Below are 19,566 nucleotides of genomic sequence, written 5' to 3'. Positions count from 1 at the left end.
CCGCCGGTCCGGACCCGGACCGGCGGCCGGGACCCGGATCCCCGCTGTGCCGCAGCCGCTCAGCTGCCCGGTCGCCCCGTTGCTCAGCCGAGACGGGTGAGCCGGGTGCCGAACGAGGGCTCGGCCAGGGCTCCCTTGACGGCCACCGGGACGCTCTTGGCCCCCTCGCCCTCGCCAGCCGTCAGCACACCGACCTCCGTCCCGTCCTTCGCGGTGCGCGGCAGCGGCGAGGCGCCGGCCTTCAGGGACAGCTTGAACCGCTGACCGGGCACGCTGATCACGTTCAGGTCCTTGACGGCCACGAGCGGAGTACGGCCGCCGAGCCCGTCGTCCACGTACCCGACGACGTCGCCCTTGCGGACGAGCGGGGTGGAGGCCAGGGCCGCCCGTACCGCTTCGATGATCTTCCTGCTGTTCGCCTTCACCAGCTCCAGGCTCTTGAGGGCGTTCTCGTCGGGCGCGGGCGCGCGCTGCTCCATCAACGAGCCCACGATCAGCGGGGTCTCGTCACCGACCGACTTGTAGGCCGCCCACACGAAGGTTCCGCCGGCGGGGGTGCTGGAGCCGGTCTTGATGCCGCGGATGCTCAGGCCCTGCACCGTGAGCAGGTCGTTGTTGTTGACGAGCTTCTCACCCAGGCCCTTGATGGGGGCCTCGGGCAGCGCGACGATCGCGCGGAACGCCTCGTCCTTCATCACCGCCTCGGCGAGCTTCAGCTGATCGGTGGCGGTGCTGACGGTCCCCGCGTCCAGCCCGCTCGGATCGGTGTACACGGTGTCCTTCATCCCGAGTTCCCGGGCGGCGGCGTTCATCTTCTCCACGAACGCGGCCTCGGAATCGGTGCCCGTGTCCCAGCGCGCCAGCAGACGGGCGACGTTGTTGCCCGAGGGGATCATGAGCATCTTCAGCATGTCCTGCTGGCTGAACTTGGAGCCGACGGTGAGGCCCGTGATCCGGGACTCGTTCCCGGAGTTGCCGTCCGCCACGGCCTTCGCGTCGACCGTGATCTCCGGTCCGGGCTCGGTCTTGCGCAGCGGGTGGCCCTTGAGAACCACGTAGGCCGTCATGATCTTGGCGACGCTGGCGGTCGGGACGGCCTTCTGCTCCCCGAAGGTCCCGATGTCGCCGGAGCCCACGACGCGGACGGCGCCCTGGCCCTTGGCGGGCCACGGTATCGACAGCTGCCCGTCGACGGTGTGGTCGGTCTCGGCGGCCACGAGCCGGGAGTCGGGCAGGGGCCGCAGCATCTGGCCGCCGATGCAGGCACCGACCAGCAGCAGCAGGATCGGCGTCCACACCTTGACGCGGCGGAGCACGGTGCGGCGGGGGGTCTCCGGCGCGGCCGGGGTGTTGGTGAGTTCGGCCAGCAGGTCCAGCGGCGGCAGGGGCTGCGGCACGGCCGTCGGCGCGGCGGCCTCCGGCCGGGGGTGGGGCTGGGTGGTGGGCCGGGGGCGCGCCGCGACGGGCGGCGGGGAATCGAGGTCCTTGAGCGCGACGAACCGACTCGTCCGCTCGGACTCCGACCCCGACCTCGGTTCGGACTCCGACTCCGAGTCGGACGCCGACTCAGACTCCGATGCGGACTCCGATGCGGATTCCGGCTTCTCCTGCCGCGCCGCCGCCCAGGACGGCACCTTCGGAGCGCTCTCGGCACCCTTCTTCCCGGAAGACTCGGGCTCGGGCTTGTCCTCGGCCTTGCGGTCGGGAGTGGTGGAGCCGGGTACGCGCAGGACCTGCGTGCGGGAGTCGTCGGGCTCGGGCTTGTCCTCGGCCTTGCGGTCGGGGGTGGTGGTGCCGGGTACGCGCAGGACCTGCGTGCGGGAGTCATCGGGCTCGGGCTTGGCCGCCGCGTCGGGCTCGGGGGCGGTGTCGGGCGTGTCGGTCCCGTTGTCGGGGTCGGGTGCTGCCGGGGTGTCCGCCCGGGGCTTCGCCTTGGCCGTGGGCGCCTCGGGCTCGGGCTTGTCGTCCGGGGCGGTGGTGGGGGGTACACGCAGGATCTGCGTGCGGGAGTCCTCGGATTCGGAGCCGGAGCCGGAGCGGGATCCCGCGCCGGCCTCGGGCGTCTGCTTCGGCGCGGCCTTCGACTCGGTGTCCGCCCGGGGGCCTTCGGTCCCGGTGGCGGCCTCGTCGGCGGTCCGCTCTGCGTGCTTGTCGTCGGGTGCGGCGGTGCGGGGCGCACGCAGGATCTGCGCGCGCGGGTCGCCGGGCGCGGGCTTGGCCGCCGCGTCGGGCGCGTCGGTCCCGTTGTCGGGGTCGGGGGCTGCCGGGGTGTCCGCGCGAGGCTTCGCCTTGGCCGTGGGCGCCTCGGGCTCGGGCTTGTCGTCCGGGGCGGTGGCGGGGGGTACACGCAGGATCTGCGTGCGGGAGTCCTCGGAGCCGGAGCTGGAGCCGGAGCCGGCCTCGGCAGGCGGTTCCGCCTGGCTCTCCTCGGCCTCAACCCCGGAGGCCGCTCCGGCCCCGGCCGCGGCACCACGGGCCGGCCGGTGGGCGACGTCCCCGTTCGCGTCGGCCTCCGTCTCGGGGTCCGCTTCCGCCGTGGCCTCCGGCTCACCGTCCGACGCGGCGGCGGGCCGCGAGGACTCCGCTTCCGCGGTCGCGTCCGCCGACGCGGACGCCGCCTTCTCGGGTTCCGCCCCCGCGACGGTGGTTCCCTCGCCCTTCGGGTCGTCCGAGGAACCGTCCGTCACCGTAACCGCCTTCATCCCAGCCCCGCCTTGCCGCTCACACTGTGCAGATACCGTTCGGCGGCACCCGAGAGGGCCCCGCCACACTGCTAGATGCAGGGCGCGCAGTACACGTTCCCCGAGCCCGATCTTGTGACCGTTCGGTCATATTCGGTGAGTACGGCTACTCATGACCGCGTGTTCGCCCCCGCCGACGATGGACCGCAACACCACCGCACCACCGAACGGGGCCGTCCATGCTCAGCCGAATCGCCGCCGCCCTGGTCCCCGCCTTCGGGCGGCTGACCGTCACCGCCGACCCCGGTGCCCGACCCGCCACCGGTTCCATCCTCGTGGCCAACCACACCTCGCTCGCCGACCCCGCCGTGGTGGTCGCCGCGCTGCGCCGGCACGGCATCGAGCCGGTGATCCTGGCCACGGCCGGACTGTGGCGCGTACCGCTGCTCGGTCCGGCGCTGCGCCGCGAGGGCCACATCGCCGTCCACCGCGGCACCGCCCGGGCCGCGGACTCGCTGGACGCCGCCGCCGTGGCCCTCGCCTCGGGCCGGAGCGTGCTGCTCTACGGCGAGGGCGGGCTGCCGGCGCGCCGCGACGCGGGAGAGTCGGCCCCGGGCCCCTTCCGCAGCGGCCTGGCCCGGCTCGCCGCCGCCACCGGGGCGCCCGTCGTACCCGTCGGTCAGGCCGGCTCCCGCCGCCTGTGCTCCGGCAGCGGCGCCAAGCAACTCGCCGGGGTCTTCACGGCGCCGCTGCGCCGGCCCTGCCTCCACGTGCACATCGGGTCGCCGGTGCACCTCCCCGACCGGGTGCCGGAGGCGACGGACCGGGCCCGCGAGGCCGTCACCGCCGCCTGGCGCACCGCCGCCACCGCCGCCGGGGAGGCCTGCGCGGCCGTATGACGGCCCAACAGGCGCTGTGCCCGAGGCGGCCGATGGGCGGGTCGGTGTCCGTGCCGACGGGCGCGCCCAGCCGGTGGCCCGACGCCCGTGTACAGCGGCAGGGCTTGCGGCTGCGCGCTGGCAAACCGGGACCCCGTTCTGCGGACCGGACCGCGGGGCGCGGCCGACACCGCCGCGCGGCGGGCTCGCCCCCTCACCCTCCTCGGATCAGAGGAGCGGCTTCTCGAAGCTGAAGGCCGTCACGGCCATCCGCTCGCGGAAGTAGAAGCGGTGCGCGTCGGTCCGCTGGGTCCCGGAATCCAAGGTGAGGGCGGTGCACCGGGCGGCCCGTGCGTGCTGCTCCAGGTGCGCCAGCAGCGCGTGTCCCACACCGCCGGAACGGGCGGCGGCCGCGGTGACCAGATCGTCGACGTACAGCTTGCGCACCATGGACGTGGTGGCGACGATCCGCCAGCCCGCCGCCCCCACGCACGCACCGTCCGCGTCGTAGGCGGCGGTGAAGCGCAGCCCCTGGTCCCGCCCCTCGGCGAGGACCGAGAGGAAAAGCTCCTCGGTGAGGTGGGGGCGCAGTTCGAGCAGCACGGGAAGCAGGTCGGCGGTGAGCCGGCCGTCACCGGGCTCCAGGTCGATGATCTTCATGGCGGCAGCGTAACGGCCGTGACACGGCGGGCGAGCGGCAGGTGAAGCGGCGACGCGACGGTGATCTCGCGCCGCCGTGGCCGACGGGTGAGCGGCTCCCGATCGGGGCGCGCGACCCGAAGCAGGGGCACCCCGTGCGGTACACGCCGGTGGCGACGGGCACGACCGACAAGGCCTCACCGAATGCCGCCGGGCCGAGCCGGTGACCGCCTGCGCCGACATGGCACCCGTCGTCTCCGACGGTCCGTACGGCGAGGCCAGGAGCCGCCACGGCCCCGACACGGGCTCAGCACCCTTGAACTGTCCGGTACCGGCCGCCCGGATCCCAGGCCAAGTCCGCCGGGTCCGCCACGGCGGAACCCGGCGTCCGCATGCCGGACACGGCCCACCGTTGTCGGACCCCGGCCCTACTCTTGATCACGTGAGCCCGACCCCTGAAGACCGCCCGACGCCCGAACGCACCCTCGCCGAGATCAACGCCGACATCCGCTGTCTCTTCGCACGCGCCGAAGGCCGCCTCTCCGACGCGGAGCGCATCCGTCACGCCGCCCTGCTCCAGGAGTGGGCCGCAGCCGTCCGCGCCTCGGTCGTCCCGGCCGCCTGAGCGAACAGCTACAGCCGCACCGCCGCGACGGCGGGCTCCTGGGCGGACCTGCTCCACTGCATGGCCGTCAGCCTGACGACGAAAAGCACCGCGAGGACGGCAGCCACGACGTCGAGGACGTCCCCCACCAGCATGGCCGCGGCCGCGTGGCGAACGGCGTCGGGGCTCTCGGCGAGGCTGGAGGCCATGCCCCCGCACCACCCCAGGACCCGGGCCGCCAGGAAGGCGCCCCACCCGACGTTGACCAGGGTCGACGGGAACCGCCGCGAGCCGTCCTCCGCCCCGAGAGGCCTGCTCGACACCCAGGCGGTCGCCGCGATCCGGTACGGCAGCCAGAGTTTGCCCCGCGGCACGAACCGGGCCCCGACCGCCACACCGGCTGTGGGCTCGTCCGAGCCCGACGCGAAGACCCTGGCATTCGTGCGCACCAGGTGGAACCAGACGACGAACACGGCGCACGTGACGATCAAGGCCCTGGACTGGACGGAGCCGGCCAGGCCGATCAGGCTCTCGGCGCGGCCCAGTTCGGCATCGCCGACCGCACCGGGGTCCGAGACAAGCCGGTCCATGAGCGCCCACCTGGTCCAGTCCGCGTGCACGGCGTACGCGCTGCACCCGGCGAGCACCACGCACAGTACGGTCAGCGCGATGGCCAGGCCCACGACCGGGCGCAGCCGTACGCGCGTGACGGCCGGCAGGGGATTCGGGGACGGGACCGGCGGACCGGCCGGGGACGCGGACATGCTGAAGAACCCCCACGGGTACGGAAAACAGGAAGGCGCGCGCCGAAGAGGGCGGGCCAGGCAGGAACCTACGGCATCCCTACGACCGCGTCACACCCGTTTCCCCAGGTCGCAGGGGGGTGAGCCGCAGATCGGACTGTGCTGTCCCGGGGAGGGGCCGTGCGACGCGTGGTGACCCGCCGCGGCTGAGCAGGGCCGCAACACGCCCCCGGGGTCGGCGAGTGCCTCGTGCCCGAGCTCCAGGACCTCGCCCCGAGCACTACCAGGAGCTCGTCGACTCCCGGCCGCGCCACGTGGGTTCCGGACCGTCCCCGCCGGCGTCCACGGCGTCCACGCGAACCTGTCGATCGCGCACATGGACTTCGAACCTGTCGCCTCCCTCGAAGCGAAGCCCAGGCTACGTCCCGCCCGGCTCCTGCGATCATGGCGGCGTGACGAGAACACCTGATCCGCGCCCCGACGAAGCCACCCTCGCGGGACTGCGCGCCGCGGTACCCGCCGCGCTGCGCGAGCCGGCCCTCGGGTACGCGGCCGTCGAGGCGTGGGAGGCGGAGCACGGGGTGACCCTGCCGGAGCCCTACCGGTCGTTCGTCGCCGAAGTCGGCAACGGGTCCGCCCCGGGGCCGCGCGACGGCGGGCTGCAACCCCTCGGGCAACTGCCCGCGTGCTGGGCCGGTGGGAAGCAGCGGCGGCCGGACGCGCTGTTCCCGCTCGAGGACGAGTGGATCTGGGAGGACGACGAGTCCGTCGGGGACGACGAGGACGCCCGGATCGACGCGGTGTTCTCCCACGGCTCGATCGTGCTCTGCGCGCAGGACACCCGGTCGTTCTGGCTCCTCGTCACCACGGGACCGCAGCGCGGCCGGGTCTGGCTGGTCGCCGACGTCGGCGCCAGCCCCGCCCCCGACGGCGAGCCCGCCGGGTTCGCAGACTGGATCCGGCGCAGGCCGGCCGGCGGCGAGGGGTGGGGCTGACAGCGCGTCGGCACGGCGGGTACGGACCGAACCGGGGCCCGGCGCCTCGCGGGTCCGGACCGGTGGGGGCGTTTTCCCGTGGGCCGGGGCCGGCGCCGAGTTCCTGACCGGGCCGGACGACCGGGCCGCCCGTCGGCGTACTGCCCGCGGCGGGGCGCTCCGGCCCGAGCCGCAGCCGCGGCACCCGCCCCGCACCGTCCGCCGCGGCGGCCCGGCCGTCCCGGCCCGCGTGGCCGTGCGACGGCCGGCCGTTCAGGCGGCCGCGGACCGGCTGAGGACGCGCCGGAGCCAGCGGGTGCGGGCGGCGCGGGCCTCCCGGCTGAGGGCGGCGTCCGGCGCGAAGGTGTCGAAGCCGTGGAAGGCCCCCGGCCACACGTGGAGTTCGGCCTGGCCGCCCGCCTGCCAGATCGCGTTCGCGTAGGCCACGTCCTCGTCCCGGAACGTCTCGGCCGACCCGACGTCGATGTAGGCCGGGGGCAGCCCGGTCAGATCCGTGGCCCGCGCGGGGGCGGCGTACGGCGGCACGTCCGGGGTGCCGTACAGATCGCCGAGCAGCGCCTGCCACGCCGTCGCGTTGGAGGTCCGGTCCCAGACGTCGACACCGGCCATCTGGCGTCCGGAGAAGGTGTCGCCGCGGTCGTCGAGCATCGGGCACAGCAGGAGTTGCCCGATCGGCGTGGGGCCGCCCCGGTCGCGGGTGAGCAGGGCGAGCGCCGCGGCGAGGCCGCCGCCGGCGCTCTTCCCGCCGATGACGATGCGCTCGGGGTCGATGCGCAGCTCCGCCGCATGGGCGGCCGCCCAGACGAGGCCGGCGTAGCAGTCCTCCACCGGGCCGGGATGGCGCACCCGGGGCGCCAGCCGGTACTCGACGGAGACGACGGCCATCTCCAGGGGCAGGGCCCATTCGCGGAGCAACTGCGGCAGCACGACCGGGGCGTTGCCCAGGATCATGCCGCCGCCGTGCATGTAGTAGAGCAGCGGCAGCGGCCCGTCGAGGCCCGCGGGCCGCGCACTGACCAGCGTCACGTCGGGCCCGCCGGGCGGCCCCGGCACGCACAGCTCGTCGACGTCGAAGCGGCCGCCGTCCCGAAGCTCCCGCACGGTCGGCCGCGGCCGCACGGCGACGTCCCGCGCCTGCCGGGCGGCAAGATTCTCCGGAGTGAACGGCTCCGCGACCACCCCGCCCCCCAAAGCCTGCACCGCCAAGGCCAGTTCGGGATCGAGCGGGGGCGCACACCCCGCCACGGAGTCGGGGCCGAGCCCGTCGCGCGCGAGATCCATACACCCAGTCAACCACCCGCACCCGTCCCGGGGGTGGCCGGCCGGCCACTGCGGTCCACCGTGCACGGGCCACGAGCCCGCGCCCCCGACGGCGTTGCCCGAAGGCGTGGTAGGCGTGGCGGCCGAGGGACCGCATGGCGCGCGGGACCGGCACCGGCCGGGGCGAGGCTCCCGGGGCGAGGCGCCCCGGGCGCGCGCTACCGGCGGCGGCACGCCCCCGGCGGGTCGCGGCGGCCACCGCTACGCCCGCCCGCCGCCTGCCTCCGCGGCCGCCGCCGCGCGTTCACGCAGCCGTCGCTTGTCCGGCTTGCCGCGCACGGTCAGCGGCACCTCCGCCACCCAGAACACGGCGGTGGGCCGGTGGGCCCGAGCCAGCGCCCGTTCCACCAGGTCACAGGCTTCGCCGGCCACCTCGGGGCTCGGCCCGCAGCCGACCGCCGGCACCAGGAAGGCGCACACCTCCTCCCCGGTGAGGTCGCTGTGCCGGCCCACCACCACCGCCTGCGCGACGGCGGGGTGCCGGGCGAGCGCCGCCTCCACCGGCACGCAGTACACGTTGTCCCCGTCGACCATCACCACGTCCACGGCCCGGTCGTCGAGGTACAGGTAGCCGTCCCCGTCGAAGTGACCGAGGTCCCCGGTCCGCAGCCAGCCCTCCCGCAGCACCTCGGCCGTCATCCCTGGCCGGCCCCAGTAGCCGGACATCATCGCCGCCGACCGGGTCCACACCTCGCCCGTGAGCCCGGCCGCCACCACCGCGCCCCGCTCGTCGCGGACCTCGGCCTCCACCCCGTCGACGGGCCTGCCCACCGACGCCAGCAGCTCCGGCCGCGCGCCCACCCCCGCATCGTGGTCGGCGGGGGACAGCCGGCAGACCACCCCCGCCTCGTTCGTGCCGTAGCCCTGCCGCCACCGCCCGCCCCACCGCGTCACCGCCTCCCGCAACCGTTCCGGATGGACGGGGGAGTCCCCGTAGGAGACCACCTCCAGCCCCGGCACGCCGCGGGCCGTCACCGGATCGTCCAGCAGCCGGTACACCATCGACGTCGTCAGGTAGGTGGACACCGGCGCCAGCCTCCGGCAGGCCGCGGCGAACTCCCGCGTCCCGAACGGCTCGAGGATCTCCACCCGGCCGCCGGCCCGGAACTGCTCCAGGCACCGCCCCCCGGACCGCTGCGCCAGCGAGGTGACCGACAGGTAGTCCGTCTTCGCCCAGCCCGCCGGCCGTACGGAGTTGCGGGCGGCCATCGCCCCGAAGGTCGAGGCGACCCCCTTGGGCCGTCCCGTCGTCCCGCCCGTGTAGGTCACGCGCGCCACGTCGTCGTCCCGCGCCCGTACCGACACCGGCCCGGCCGCACTCCGGCCGGACTGCCGGACCGCCTCGTCCAGGCCCAGCCGGCGCGCCCCCGTACCGGGCACCGGCACGTCGTGCACCACCAGGTCCGGCCGGCAGTCCCGGAGGATGAACTCCAGCCCGTACAGGGCCGGTCCGGTGACGACCTGCGTCAGCCGCGCACCCAGCAGGTGCGCGGCGATCCGCACCAGCAGCACCTCGGGGCGGTTCGTGCCCGCCACGCACGCCAGCCCCGAGCCCCGCCCGATCCCCGACTCCGCCAGGACTCCCGCCAGCCGGCCAGCTGCGTCGAGCACCTCCTGGAACTCCAGCACGACCGGCCCGGTCCCGAGCGCGGGCCGCCCCGCGTGCCGCTCGAACGCCGCGACCAGCTCCGTGACATATCGCGCGGCCACCATGTGCGACCCCCCTTCCCGCCTACCGAGGGTGATCGTACGGTCACTCCTGCCGCGCCCGCCTCCACCACACCGGCGGCACACTCCACGGAAGGCCGGCCCAGCGGCATCATGGGCGTCATGACGACCGAATCCCGTGCTCGTTCATTCAGCTCCGCGGCGGCGCGCTACGCCGCGAACCGCCCCTCGTATCCGCCCGAGCTCTTCGACGCGCTCGCGGAACTGGCCGGCTTCCCCCTGGCCGGCGCCCGCGTCGCCGACGTGGGCGCGGGTACGGGAATCGCCACGTCCCTGCTGGAGGCGCGCGGCGCGCGGGTGGTCGGGGTGGAGCCCGGCGAGGGCATGGCCGCCGAGTTCCGGCGCCGCAACCCCGGCACCCCTCTGGTGCGCGCGGACGGCAACAGGCTGCCGCTGTCCTGCGGATGCCTGGACCTGCTCACGTACGCGCAGTCCTGGCACTGGACCGATCCGGACCGCGCCGTCCCCGAGGCGCTGCGGGTGCTGCGGCCCGGCGGGGCGCTGGCGATCTGGCACAACGACCCCGACACCACGGTCGATTGGATCGCGGAGCAGCAGTCCCGCATCGAGGCCCGGTTCGGCCCCGGCTGGTACATCAACGAACGCGCCCGCTCCCAGGACGGGCTGCGGTTCACCGCCCGTCACCTGTCGTGGTCGCGGCGGGTCTCGGTCGACACGCACCTGGCCAAACTGTCCACCCATTCCCTCTTCCTCGTCGGCGAGCCGGGAACCGAAGCCTTCCTGGGCGACGAACGCGCCCTCCTCCTGGGCCGTTTCCCCGACGGGTGGGTGGAGGAGCACTACGTGGTCGAGCTGAATGTGGCCGTCAGGGGAGGGTGACACGGGGTGCCGCCAATCGGGTGAAGCGCCGGAACCCGCCGCCGCCCCATCCGTTGATCAAGGCGCTCACCCCCACGCACTCGTGTGACACAAGGACCCCTGATGCTCAAGAAGATTATGGCCACCGCCGCTGCCACCGCCTCCATCGTCGGCGCGGGCGCCGCCGTCGCCGCCCCGGCCATGGCCGTCGGCAACGACAACGGGATCAACACCGTCAACGGCAACGGCGCCCAGCAGATCTACGGCAACCAGAAGACCCACGGCGACCAGAGCCCGCAGCTCGGCCTGGTCCAGGGCACCCTGAACAAGCCCTGCATCGGCCTGCCGGTCAAGGTCAACGCCCAGTCCGTGCTGGCGCTCATCGCCAACGTCGGCGTCCAGGACATCAACGTCCTGTCCAACCCGCAGAACCAGCAGTGCACCGAGAACTCCACCCAGGCCAAGGGCGACGAGTCGCTCTCCCACATCCTGGACAACATCCCGGTCCTGTCGGGCAACCTCTCGGCCGGCAGCTGACGCAGTCCCCTTGTACGAGCCGGGGCCTCCGACGCCCGCGCGAGTGCCCACGGGGCCCCGGCTTGGTCCGTCCGGATCCGACGATCCGACGCTTCGAACGGCGCGCGCCGGCCCGGACGGCCGGCGACGTGGGCACCGGACGTCACACCACAGAGCCTCCCGCCCCCGACCGGGCCGGAGGCTCTGTCACGTGATCGCGGTGGGACGCCGCGACGTGTGAGACCGGCTGTGCGGCGCACTATCCGGTAGCTTCGGTTCCATGACCACTGAGCCGCAGAGCTTCGAGATCCTGGTGGTGCCCGAACACATCGAGAACCTCCGTGGCGCCTCCCCGGCGGACCGCGCCCTGAGGTCGGCCGTGGTCGAGGCGACCGGCGAGCAGGGGGCTTCCGGTTACCCCCGCTACCGGGGAGAAGGCGTGGAGGCCGACATCGACCCCGCCACCCGCACCATCGAAGCCCTGCTCGTCGACGGCGCCGAGCTGGACTACGGACTGATCGCCATGATCGCCCCCGAGGGCAGGGGCCGGGGCGGCGCCCGCCGCAAGGAGGGGCGCACCGACGGGTGAACCGGGGCGTTTCGGTCGTATTGATGTTGGCCGGGAGCGGGCCAGCGCGGCCGCGGTGCCGCGCCGTAGCGTCTTCCCCATCGGGAAGAACGTGACTGGCGCGCATCGAGGAGCCAACGGATGACCAAGCCCGTTCCCCAGCAGAGGAGTTCGCGAGCCGCCGTGCAGGAGGTCCTGGACCGGGCGGTGAGCGGCGCCGGCCTCCCCGGCATGGTCGCCGAGGTCCAGGACCGCCGGGGCCGGTGGTTCGCGGCTGCGGGGGTGGCCGACACGGCGACCGGCCGCGGGCGGCTGCCCGAGGAGCAGTACCGCATCGGGAGCACCACCAAGACCTTCACGGCCACCCTGGCCCTCCAGCTCGCCGCCGAACGCAAGCTGTCCCTCGACGACACCGTCGAGCAGTGGCTGCCCGGCCTGGTCAGGGGCAACGGATACGACGCCGACGCGATCACCGTCAGGCACCTGCTGGGCATGACCAGCGGGGTCTTCAACTACGCCGTCGACGAGTCGCTGCTCTCCCGGCACTACGGTCCGGCCTTCCTGGAGCACCGCTACGACCGCTTCAGCCCCGAGCAGCTCGTGGAGATCGCGACCACCCACGCCCCGGACTTCGCACCGGGTGAGGGCTGGACGTACAGCAACACCGGCTACGTCCTCGTCGGCCTGATCATCGAGAAGGCGACCGGGCGGACCTTCGCCCAGCAGCTGGAGCGGCGCATCGCCCGCCCGCTGGAGCTGGCCGGAACATACCTTCCGGGGGGTGACGAGCACGGGCTGCGCGGCCCGCACGCCCGCCTCTACAGCAAGAACTTCCTCAACACGCCCGACGCCGAGATCCACGACGTGACCGAGCTGGACACCAGCTTCGCCTGGTCGGCCGGCGGGATGGTCTCCACCGCCCGGGACCTGAACCGCTTCTTCGCGGAGCTGCTCGGCGGCCGGCTGCTGCCGCCCGCCCAGCAGGAGGAGATGTTCGCGGCCCGCCCGGCCCCCGAGGGGAAATGGATCCCCGGCGCCGCCTACGGCCTGGGCATGTCGTCGATGACGGTGTCCTCAGGCGCGACGGTATGGGGCATGGGCGGCGCCATCAACGGCTCGTTCTGCTACACCTACGGCACCCGCGACGGCGAGCACCTCGTCGCCCAGAGCGTCAACGGCGACTGGGACGACCCGATCGGCATCTTCACGCAGGTCCTCGAAGCCGAGTTCGCCGGCGACCGCCCGGTGTGAGGCGCGAGGGCCCGGCCTGTCGTGCGGGCGGGCCCGGGCCAGGCTTCGGCGGGCCGGTGGGCCGGTGGGGCTCAGCCCGTGGCCCGGCCCACCGGGAGGGTGCCGGTGCGGGTGGAGCCGTACGCGTCGAGCCAGGCCTTGCCGGCTGCCGCCGCCCGTGACGGGAGGGGGCGGCTGGTGGGGCGTCAGCCCCAGCGGTGGGCGGTCAGCAGCAGGTACTCCCACTCCATCACGCCGTCCGTGGTGTGCTCGGCCGCGAGGGCGTCCAGCGCCGCGTCCAGGGCCGCGACCTTCTGCGGATCGTCGCCCACCGCGCGGTACACGGCGATGGTCGGCCCGTAGCAGGCCTTGAAGAACTCCCGGAAGTCCGGAGGGTTCTTGAAGAGGGTCACGGGGACCGTCCGGCGGCGGGCGACGACGTCGGTGACCGCGTCGCCGAGCAGCTCGTGGACGTACTCCTCGTTCCCCCACAGCGGCGGCGGCTGAACACCGGGCGGGGGCGGCGGGGCGTACGGCTTCATCGTGGCGAACAGCCGGCCGACGAACCCCTCGGGGGTCCAGCTGAGCAGACCGACCGTCCCGCCGGCCCGGCACACGCGCAGCATCTCGTCGGCGGCGGTCCGGTGGTGCGGCGCGAACATGATGCCGATGCAGGACATGACGACGTCGAACTCGCCGTCCGCGAAGGGCAGGTCCTCGGCGTCGGCCTCCCGCCACTCCAGCTTCGCGCCCTGCACGGCCGCCAGGTGCCGCCCGACCTCCAGCAGTTCGGGGGTCAGATCGGATGCCACGACGTCCGCCCCGGCCAGCGCGGCCGGAATGGCGGCGTTGCCGGAGCCCGCCGCGATGTCGAGGACCCGGTCGCCGATCTGGATCCCGCACTCCTTCACCAGCAGGGGCCCCAGCCGGGAGACCACGTGGGACGCCACGGACGGGTAGTCGCCCATGGCCCACATCGCACGGTGCTTGGCCTTCAGGCTGCGGTCGGCCTGCCGCGCCTCGCTCGCATCGGTCATGACAGCCGTCCTCCAGCGCTCGAAGCGGTCCTTCCCCGAGCCTAGGGACGTTCCGTCGGACCGACCCGTCGGCGGAGCCACCCGGGTGTACGTCCGCGCCGGGTCCGTCAGTCGCGGGCTGTGAGGCCGCCGAAGTCGCGCGCGAAGCCTTCGCGGAAGCCGGGGCGTTCCAGCGCGTCCTCGAAGGCCCGGCTGGCACGTGCGAGCGCGGTCGCGTTCTCCTGGGCGGTGGTGAGTTCGGCGAGGTACGCGCGCAGGCTCAGTCCGCGGTCGGCGGCGAGAGCGGCGAGCCGGTCGTGCACGTCGGTGTCGACCTCGACGGTGGTGGTGTCGGCCATTCTCCGAGTATGCGCGCCCGGCGGCCGGCCGGGGGCCCGTTCGGCCCGCCGGGGCACGCACTATCCGGCCCAGCGCCCGGTGAGGAAGGTGATGGCCACCGTGGTGCACAGCGGTCCGGCGACGTACAGGTAGGCGCTCCGCACCCACGGGCGGCGCAGGCTCCAACCGGCCAGGGCGATCCACAGCGGCCACCACAGCAGCGTCGAGCGCGGCACGGAGGTGTACCAGTAGGAGGTGCCCAGGGCCCACAGGGTGAGGGCGATGTAGAGGGCCTCCGGCCAGCGGCGGCCCCGTACCAGCACGGCCAGGAGGACGGCGCCGGTCGCCATGGCCAGGAGCTCCGCCTGCCACATGAACGCGTAGCCCGTGGGCTGGGTGTGTTCGAAGGCCGCCGTCCAGGTGTTGGACCATGCCTCCCACGGCAGGTGGAACTCCCGGTACCAGCCCCGCTCCTGGGAGTGCTTCCACGCCATCCAGTCGCCCGTCCACGCATGCAGGTACCAGCTGTGGAGCAGCGGGGGCAGGGCCGGCAGGAACAGCCAGGGGGCCGACCGCCAGGCGGCGCGGGTCCGCGCGGTCAGGAGGAAGTGCAGGACGAGCGCGGCCGCGAGGAACAGCCCCGTGACCCGCACCGAGCAGGCCAGGCAGGTCAGGACGGACGCGGCGGCCCAGCTCCGGCGCTGCGCGGCCAGCCAGGCGGGCAGGGCCAGCGCGAGGAAGAGCGACTCGGTGTAGCCGGCGGCGAGGAACACCGCGCAGGGGGACACCAGGAGGAAGGCCGCGGCACGCCGGCCGGCCTCGGCGTCGCCCAGCCGGCCGCGGGCGATGCGGGCCAGGGCCAGGACGGCGACGCCTCCCGCGACGAAGGAGATCAGCGCTCCGGACGCGGCCCAGGAGGGGACGATCGTGTGCACGGCGCGCAGGGCGAGGGGGAAACCGGGCAGGAAGGCCTCCCTGTTGTCCCAGCCGACCGTCCAGGGGCCCGTCGCGTCGGGGAAGTAGCCGTCCTTGGCTATGCGGAAGTAGAACGCCCAGTCCCACCGCTCCCAGGGCGCGAGCAGCGCGGCGGGCCGGCGGCTCTCACCGTCGGAGGGGAACAGCCAGCCGACGGCGCCGGCGGTGGCCCAGATGCCGGCGCGGGTCAGCAGGTAGAGCCACAGCACCTCCCGGTCGGCCGGCCCGAACCACCGCGGGGCCCGCAGCGAACGGGGCCGGACGGGACGGCGGGGACGGCGGGTCGCGGGACGGCTCGCCGGAGCGGGACGCGAGCGGGCAGCCTCGGACACGCGGAGCGGGGCTGAAACGGGCATGAAGGATCTCCTGGCCGTCTGAGGGTGTGCGGAACCGCCGGACCGGGTTTCCGGGCCGGTGTCGGCAGGCGGCGGTGTGGGCTGTGGTGGACGCGGGGCGGGCGCGAGGGAGGTGCGCGGGAGGCGCCGGGCGCCGGCCGCGAGGCGTCCCGCGGATCAGGCCCGATCCGCGGGACGCCCCGCTACCGGGGCGGCTGAGCGGTCGCGGTGGTCGCGCCGGGGAACCTCGACCCCTGGGGCGGGCGGGGGCTCATCGTCCGGGTGGGGTCGGGGTCGCCCGTCCCGGCGGTCGCGGTGGGCGGGGTCGGCAGCGAGGTGGTGCTCAGCGCGGAGGGAGGCGCGGACGTCGGCAGGGAGGTCGGCAGGGAGGTCGGCGGATCGGACGGCGGCGCGGGAGAGGGGGTGGTCGCCGGAAGCGTCGGGCGGCCGGAGTCCTGGGGCAGGAACGCGGCCACTGCCGCTCCGGATCCGCCGAGCAGCAGACAGCAGGCGGCGGCGATGCCCACGATCCGGCGCCGCCGGACCCGTTCGCCGTGCTGCTCGATGACGGAGACGGGCGGGAGCGCGGCCGCCGACTGCCCGGCCGAGGCCGCGGCGCGGAAGGCCGACCGCAGCGGGTCGTGGGACTCAGGCATCGGGGGCCTCCTCGGTGCGCGGATCCTGCAGCTGGCGTGAGAGCGCGGCCCGGCCGCGGGAGAGGTGCGTCTTGACCGTGCTCGCGGACAGCGAGGTCTCGACGGCGATCTGCTCGACCGTCAGGTCGCACAGGTAGTGCAGCGCCATCGTGCGGCGCTGCTTCAGCGGCAGCTGCCGCAGGGCCTCCACGAGAGCCACCGCCTCGGGCCCGGGGCCCTCGACATGCGGTGCGGGAGCGCTGCGCCGCCAGGCGTCGGCGGAACGCCGGCGCACCCGCCAGCGGCTGACCGCGAGCCGCCAGGCGACGGTGCGGATCCACGCCTCCGGCCGGCCGTCGCGGTCCAGCTGGCGCCGGCGCCCCCAGCCCCGGACGAAGGCCTCCTGCACCACGTCCTGCGCCTCGTGATGATCACCGAGCATCACGTACAGCTGTCCTGTGAGCCTTCCCGCCGCTTGTGCGTAGAACGCTTCGAACTCCTCGACGGTCAAAAATCGCTCCCGAATCCATGTATCCCTCTCACCGGGCATACGCCCGGCGCACCGCATCCGGTCGACAAGGAACGACAGGAATGTGTGTGACTGCGGTCACATGGCGTCCGGCTCGCCCATCGTCGCGTCGGCGGAGGCGGGGACGGCGGCGCCACGAGTGCGGACAGGGTCCGGCGGGTGAGGCGGCCGGGAGCCCCCGGCCCGCGGCGCGGCGCCCGCCCGGAACGGCGGAAGGGCCCGGATCCACAAGGATCCGGGCCCTTCCGAGCAGTAGCGGGGACAGGATTTGAACCTGCGACCTCTGGGTTATGAGCCCAGCGAGCTACCGAGCTGCTCCACCCCGCGTCGATGGACCTCACCCTACGGCATTCGGGGGACTGCGCCCGACGCATTTTTCCCGCAGGCCGCCCGGCAAGTCCGTACAAGGGCGAATTCCGGCCGCGCAGGCGTGATCATTCCCCCCTGGTGACAGTGCGTGCAGGCGTGTACCTTCTCCGGTAGCTGTCGTGGTTCCAAGTGCCTTGCCCACGCCTTCAGGTGTGGGCAGTTTTGCTGTGTTGTGCCGTAGGACCAGGGCGATCACCTCCGTCCTCCACGCCGTGTGGGGGACGTACGTCAACGGGAAGGCATGAACATGGCTACGGGAACCGTGAAGTGGTTCAACTCCGAAAAGGGCTTCGGCTTCATCGCGCAGGACGGTGGCGGCCCGGACGTCTTCGCCCACTACTCCGCGATCAACGCCACGGGCTACCGTGAGCTCCAGGAGGGTCAGGCCGTGACCTTCGACATCACGCAGGGCCAGAAGGGCCCGCAGGCGGAGAACATCACCCCCGCCTGATCCGCGGCCGGCCCGGGCTGGGCCCGGGCTCCGGAGAACCGTTTCCTCCGCCGGTGTGAACCGGGGGAGGGGCCATCAGGGCCGTGCGGCAGCGCCGCACGGCCCTGATCCGTTCACCCCACCGCCCGGCTGCCGGCGGACGAGGTGAGGTCCGCCGACTCCTGAGGGCCGGCGTGTCCCGCGCCGGCCGCGAGTCCGGCCGCCCGGGCCTCCGGAACCGGACCACCGCCCCGACGGCGGCGAGCAGGACCGTCGCGATGCCGGACGCCGCCAGCACCCCCCCGGGAAGCCCGTACGCGGCGAGCGCGGCCCCCAGCAGCAGGCCCCGGTCGCCGACTGCCTCGCCTGCGGATGCGTGAACTTCGACCGGTGCGGGCTGCTCGCCGAGGGGGGACCGGGCGCCTGACCGGCCGTGGGCCGTACCGCTTCCGGGGATGAGGCATGATCGGGGGATGTCTGATCGCATCATTGCCGCCTGTGACGGAGCGGCGAAGGGTAACCCCGGGCCCGCCGGCTGGGGCTGGGTCATCGCCGACGCCGAGGGGCGCCCCGAGCGCTGGGAGGCCGGTCCGCTGGGGCGGGCCACCAACAACATCGGGGAGCTGACCGCGCTCCGGCGGCTGCTGGAGGCGCTGGCGCCCGGGACGGCCGTCGAGGTGCGGATGGATTCGCAGTACGCAATGAAGGCGGTCACGCAGTGGCTGCCCGGCTGGAAGCGCAACGGATGGAAGACGTCCTCGGGCGGGCCCGTCGCGAACCGTGAGCTCGTCGAGGAGATCGACCGGCTGCTGACCGACCGGGACGTGACGTTCCGATACGTTCCCGCGCACCGCGAGGACGGCGACCACCTGAACGCGATCGCCGACCAGGCCGCCAGCGACGCGGCGCTCAGGCAGGAGCCCGCGGGCACGGCCCTGGGGGACGCGGACATGCCCGTACCGGCCCCCGCCGCGCCCGCGCGCCCCACGTCCGCCGGGGCGAGGAAGCGATCGGCCGGCGGGTCCGCGGCGGGCCGCGGGAGCCGGGCCATCAAGGCGAAGTTCCCCGGCAGCTGCCCCTGCGGGAAGCCGTACGCCGTCGGCGACATGATCGCCAAGAACGGCAGCCGCTGGGGCCACGAGAGCTGCGCGACCGCAGCCGCCGACGGAGCCTCGTAGGGGCGCGTGCCCGGGGGGGGGCGGCCTTCCGTATCCTGCCGGGCCGGCAGGATACGGAAGAGAGGGCCTACGGGCGGATCACCCGGAGGTAGGCCACCTCGTAGGCCATCTCGGACACGCCCGCCTCCGGCGCCGGGTGGTAGCGGCCCGCGCACACCGAGAGGTTGACGATGAGGTAGGCGCGCCAGCGCCGCCCCACCCCGCGCCGGTCCGCGAAGACCTGCTTGCCGTTGACCCACCACACCACCGAGCGGGATCCGAATTCGACCTTGAGGTCCACCCAGCGGCCGTGGCCGACCGCCGGGTCCCGGTGGTAGCGGGAGCCGCCCCTGACGTGGTTGGACAGCTCCAGGAGGTCGGGGTTGTCCGGGTGGTACTCGAAGACGTCGATCTCGTTGTCGCCGTCCAGCCAGGTCCAGATCGCGGGCCAGGCCCCGAGCTCGGAGGGCAGCCGCACCCGGGACTCCAGGATGTCGCCGGTCCGCACCATGAACCCTTCTTCGCTGCCCTCGGTGGTCAGCAGGCCCGTGTTCCATTTGCCGTCCGGGCGGCGGACCGCGCGGAAGGTGCCGGTGCGGCTGTAGGAGGGGTCCGGTACCAGGTAGTCCAGTTTGTTGTCGCCGGGGTTGGTGGGGCCGCCGTTCGGATAGGCCCAGGAACGGCCGGCGACCCACTGGCGGGTCGAGCCGAAGTCCGCCGTGAAGACCGGGGCCCGGGCGCTCGCCGGGCTGACGCCGTCACGTTCGGGGTGGGTGGAGGTGGGGCGTCCGAGGAGCCGTCGGAGTCGGTCGAGAATCTGAGTGAGCACATCGCTCCTTCCCGAGAACGCGAGCCCTTGCAGCATGCCCGCCTCCCGGCCCATACATACCGGTCCACCGGTTTGTATTCGGCCCGCTGGACTGCGCGGCGCCGACCCGTTCGCCCGCATGCCGGCCGCCTGGACGGCGGACCGCCTCCGCCCCGGTGTGCTCCGACACCGCAACAACGGTTGCGCATAGGTGAGTTGCGCACCGCGGCGGCGGGGTACCATCCCTGCCGT

General features: G+C 74.1%; 20 protein-coding genes, 1 tRNA gene and 1 pseudogene. 10 read left to right on the top strand and 12 right to left on the bottom strand.

Annotation, left to right across the window (positions count from 1 at the left end):
- Nucleotides 1-83 precede the first annotated feature (83 nt).
- Entirely contained in the window at nt 84-2,687 is a 2,604-nt protein-coding gene (locus tag AVW11_RS38535) for a serine hydrolase (RefSeq protein ID WP_240528239.1), read from the bottom strand.
- Nucleotides 2,688-2,920: 233 nt separating this feature from the next.
- Here AVW11_RS38535 and AVW11_RS23295 point away from each other — a divergent pair, with 233 nt between their 5' ends.
- The gene (locus AVW11_RS23295; protein WP_060178349.1) at nt 2,921-3,580 is read left to right on the top strand and encodes a lysophospholipid acyltransferase family protein; all 660 of its coding nucleotides are present in this window, start codon (nt 2,921-2,923) and stop codon (nt 3,578-3,580) included.
- Nucleotides 3,581-3,787: 207 nt separating this feature from the next.
- Here AVW11_RS23295 and AVW11_RS23290 read toward each other — a convergent pair whose 3' ends face one another.
- Nucleotides 3,788-4,219, bottom strand: a complete 432-nt coding sequence (locus tag AVW11_RS23290; RefSeq protein ID WP_030842955.1) for a GNAT family N-acetyltransferase — start codon at nt 4,217-4,219, stop codon at nt 3,788-3,790.
- A 421-nt stretch (nt 4,220-4,640) separates the two neighbouring features.
- Here AVW11_RS23290 and AVW11_RS23285 point away from each other — a divergent pair, with 421 nt between their 5' ends.
- The gene (locus AVW11_RS23285) at nt 4,641-4,823 is read left to right on the top strand and encodes a hypothetical protein (RefSeq protein WP_030842951.1); all 183 of its coding nucleotides are present in this window, start codon (nt 4,641-4,643) and stop codon (nt 4,821-4,823) included.
- An 8-nt stretch (nt 4,824-4,831) separates the two neighbouring features.
- On the opposite strand, the gene AVW11_RS23280 is transcribed toward AVW11_RS23285, so the two are convergent.
- Nucleotides 4,832-5,566 carry a DUF4328 domain-containing protein gene (locus AVW11_RS23280; protein WP_079250742.1) on the bottom strand — a complete coding sequence of 245 codons (735 nt, stop codon included), beginning with the start codon at nt 5,564-5,566 and terminating at the stop codon, nt 4,832-4,834.
- 304 nt (nt 5,567-5,870) lie between these two features.
- Here AVW11_RS23280 and AVW11_RS39325 point away from each other — a divergent pair.
- Together AVW11_RS39325 and AVW11_RS23275 are read left to right on the top strand one after the other, a co-directional pair.
- Nucleotides 5,871-6,014 (top strand): annotated as a pseudogene (locus AVW11_RS39325) (hypothetical protein); the annotation flags it as partial.
- Nucleotides 5,998-6,540, top strand: coding sequence for an SMI1/KNR4 family protein (locus tag AVW11_RS23275; RefSeq protein WP_060178347.1), 543 nt, complete (start codon nt 5,998-6,000; stop codon nt 6,538-6,540). The pseudogene AVW11_RS39325 and the gene AVW11_RS23275, both read left to right, overlap by 17 nt.
- A gap of 252 nt (nt 6,541-6,792) precedes the next feature.
- Here the strand turns inward: AVW11_RS23275 and AVW11_RS23270 are convergent, their stop codons facing one another.
- Entirely contained in the window at nt 6,793-7,821 is a 1,029-nt protein-coding gene (locus tag AVW11_RS23270; RefSeq protein WP_076045684.1) for an alpha/beta hydrolase, read from the bottom strand.
- Between the two features lie 240 nt (nt 7,822-8,061).
- The gene (locus tag AVW11_RS23265; RefSeq protein ID WP_076045682.1) at nt 8,062-9,573 is read right to left on the bottom strand and encodes an AMP-binding protein; all 1,512 of its coding nucleotides are present in this window, start codon (nt 9,571-9,573) and stop codon (nt 8,062-8,064) included.
- A 117-nt stretch (nt 9,574-9,690) separates the two neighbouring features.
- Between AVW11_RS23265 and AVW11_RS23260 the strand changes: the two genes are divergently transcribed.
- From AVW11_RS23260 to AVW11_RS23245, 4 genes are all read left to right on the top strand, one after another.
- Nucleotides 9,691-10,428, top strand: a complete 738-nt coding sequence (locus AVW11_RS23260; protein ID WP_076045692.1) for a class I SAM-dependent methyltransferase — start codon at nt 9,691-9,693, stop codon at nt 10,426-10,428.
- Nucleotides 10,429-10,530: 102 nt separating this feature from the next.
- Nucleotides 10,531-10,944 (top strand): rodlin, encoded by a 414-nt coding sequence (locus AVW11_RS23255; RefSeq protein ID WP_030842928.1) that lies wholly within the window; start codon nt 10,531-10,533, stop codon nt 10,942-10,944.
- A gap of 259 nt (nt 10,945-11,203) precedes the next feature.
- On the top strand, nt 11,204-11,512 hold the full coding sequence (locus tag AVW11_RS23250) for a hypothetical protein (RefSeq protein WP_051699744.1): 309 nt from the start codon (nt 11,204-11,206) through the stop codon (nt 11,510-11,512).
- A 120-nt stretch (nt 11,513-11,632) separates the two neighbouring features.
- Nucleotides 11,633-12,742, top strand: coding sequence for a serine hydrolase domain-containing protein (locus tag AVW11_RS23245; protein ID WP_060178344.1), 1,110 nt, complete (start codon nt 11,633-11,635; stop codon nt 12,740-12,742).
- A 185-nt stretch (nt 12,743-12,927) separates the two neighbouring features.
- Here AVW11_RS23245 and AVW11_RS23240 read toward each other — a convergent pair whose 3' ends face one another.
- From AVW11_RS23240 to AVW11_RS23215, 6 genes are all read right to left on the bottom strand, one after another.
- The gene (locus tag AVW11_RS23240; RefSeq protein ID WP_076045680.1) at nt 12,928-13,758 is read right to left on the bottom strand and encodes a class I SAM-dependent methyltransferase; all 831 of its coding nucleotides are present in this window, start codon (nt 13,756-13,758) and stop codon (nt 12,928-12,930) included.
- A gap of 107 nt (nt 13,759-13,865) precedes the next feature.
- Nucleotides 13,866-14,096, bottom strand: a complete 231-nt coding sequence (locus tag AVW11_RS23235; RefSeq protein WP_076045678.1) for an antitoxin MazE7 — start codon at nt 14,094-14,096, stop codon at nt 13,866-13,868.
- A 60-nt stretch (nt 14,097-14,156) separates the two neighbouring features.
- Nucleotides 14,157-15,407, bottom strand: coding sequence for a mannosyltransferase family protein (locus AVW11_RS23230; RefSeq protein WP_076045676.1), 1,251 nt, complete (start codon nt 15,405-15,407; stop codon nt 14,157-14,159).
- 182 nt (nt 15,408-15,589) lie between these two features.
- A complete protein-coding gene (locus AVW11_RS23225; protein ID WP_076045673.1) occupies nt 15,590-16,042 on the bottom strand; it encodes a hypothetical protein in 453 nt (150 codons plus the stop codon).
- A complete protein-coding gene (locus tag AVW11_RS23220; RefSeq protein WP_030842913.1) occupies nt 16,035-16,532 on the bottom strand; it encodes a SigE family RNA polymerase sigma factor in 498 nt (165 codons plus the stop codon). The genes AVW11_RS23225 and AVW11_RS23220 overlap by 8 nt, the downstream gene beginning before the upstream one ends.
- A 271-nt stretch (nt 16,533-16,803) precedes the next feature.
- A tRNA-Met gene (locus tag AVW11_RS23215) sits at nt 16,804-16,877 on the bottom strand.
- Between the two features lie 289 nt (nt 16,878-17,166).
- On the opposite strand from AVW11_RS23215, the gene AVW11_RS23210 reads away from it, so the two are divergent.
- Both AVW11_RS23210 and AVW11_RS23205 read left to right on the top strand, forming a co-directional pair.
- The gene (locus AVW11_RS23210; RefSeq protein ID WP_030036890.1) at nt 17,167-17,370 is read left to right on the top strand and encodes a cold-shock protein; all 204 of its coding nucleotides are present in this window, start codon (nt 17,167-17,169) and stop codon (nt 17,368-17,370) included.
- Between the two features lie 452 nt (nt 17,371-17,822).
- Nucleotides 17,823-18,527, top strand: a complete 705-nt coding sequence (locus AVW11_RS23205; RefSeq protein ID WP_030842912.1) for a ribonuclease H family protein — start codon at nt 17,823-17,825, stop codon at nt 18,525-18,527.
- A gap of 67 nt (nt 18,528-18,594) precedes the next feature.
- Here the strand turns inward: AVW11_RS23205 and AVW11_RS23200 are convergent, their stop codons facing one another.
- Complete coding sequence (locus tag AVW11_RS23200) at nt 18,595-19,335, bottom strand: LamG domain-containing protein (RefSeq protein ID WP_240528238.1); 741 nt, start codon at nt 19,333-19,335, stop codon at nt 18,595-18,597.
- Between the last annotated feature and the right edge of the window lie 231 nt (nt 19,336-19,566).

The sequence above is a fragment of the Streptomyces amritsarensis genome (assembly GCF_001953875.1).
Lineage (GTDB): Bacteria > Actinomycetota > Actinomycetes > Streptomycetales > Streptomycetaceae > Streptomyces > Streptomyces amritsarensis.
Note: the sequence above shows the minus strand (reverse complement) of the source record. Positions and strands in the feature narration are given on the sequence as shown.

Excerpts from the sequence above, each read along its gene's own strand:
- AVW11_RS23295 (WP_060178349.1), top strand. The coding sequence starts at position 2,921 with ATGCTCAGCCGAATCGCCGCCGCCCTGGTCCCCGCCTTCGGGCGGCTG.
- AVW11_RS23290 (WP_030842955.1), bottom strand. The coding sequence starts at position 4,219 with ATGAAGATCATCGACCTGGAGCCCGGTGACGGCCGGCTCACCGCCGAC.
- AVW11_RS23280 (WP_079250742.1), bottom strand. The coding sequence starts at position 5,566 with ATGTCCGCGTCCCCGGCCGGTCCGCCGGTCCCGTCCCCGAATCCCCTG.
- AVW11_RS23270 (WP_076045684.1), bottom strand. The coding sequence starts at position 7,821 with ATGGATCTCGCGCGCGACGGGCTCGGCCCCGACTCCGTGGCGGGGTGT.
- AVW11_RS23265 (WP_076045682.1), bottom strand. The coding sequence starts at position 9,573 with ATGGTGGCCGCGCGATATGTCACGGAGCTGGTCGCGGCGTTCGAGCGG.
- AVW11_RS23260 (WP_076045692.1), top strand. The coding sequence starts at position 9,691 with ATGACGACCGAATCCCGTGCTCGTTCATTCAGCTCCGCGGCGGCGCGC.
- AVW11_RS23255 (WP_030842928.1), top strand. The coding sequence starts at position 10,531 with ATGCTCAAGAAGATTATGGCCACCGCCGCTGCCACCGCCTCCATCGTC.
- AVW11_RS23250 (WP_051699744.1), top strand. The coding sequence starts at position 11,204 with ATGACCACTGAGCCGCAGAGCTTCGAGATCCTGGTGGTGCCCGAACAC.
- AVW11_RS23245 (WP_060178344.1), top strand. The coding sequence starts at position 11,633 with ATGACCAAGCCCGTTCCCCAGCAGAGGAGTTCGCGAGCCGCCGTGCAG.
- AVW11_RS23240 (WP_076045680.1), bottom strand. The coding sequence starts at position 13,758 with ATGACCGATGCGAGCGAGGCGCGGCAGGCCGACCGCAGCCTGAAGGCC.
- AVW11_RS23235 (WP_076045678.1), bottom strand. The coding sequence starts at position 14,096 with ATGGCCGACACCACCACCGTCGAGGTCGACACCGACGTGCACGACCGG.
- AVW11_RS23230 (WP_076045676.1), bottom strand. The coding sequence starts at position 15,407 with ATGCCCGTTTCAGCCCCGCTCCGCGTGTCCGAGGCTGCCCGCTCGCGT.
- AVW11_RS23225 (WP_076045673.1), bottom strand. The coding sequence starts at position 16,042 with ATGCCTGAGTCCCACGACCCGCTGCGGTCGGCCTTCCGCGCCGCGGCC.
- AVW11_RS23210 (WP_030036890.1), top strand. The coding sequence starts at position 17,167 with ATGGCTACGGGAACCGTGAAGTGGTTCAACTCCGAAAAGGGCTTCGGC.
- AVW11_RS23205 (WP_030842912.1), top strand. The coding sequence starts at position 17,823 with ATGTCTGATCGCATCATTGCCGCCTGTGACGGAGCGGCGAAGGGTAAC.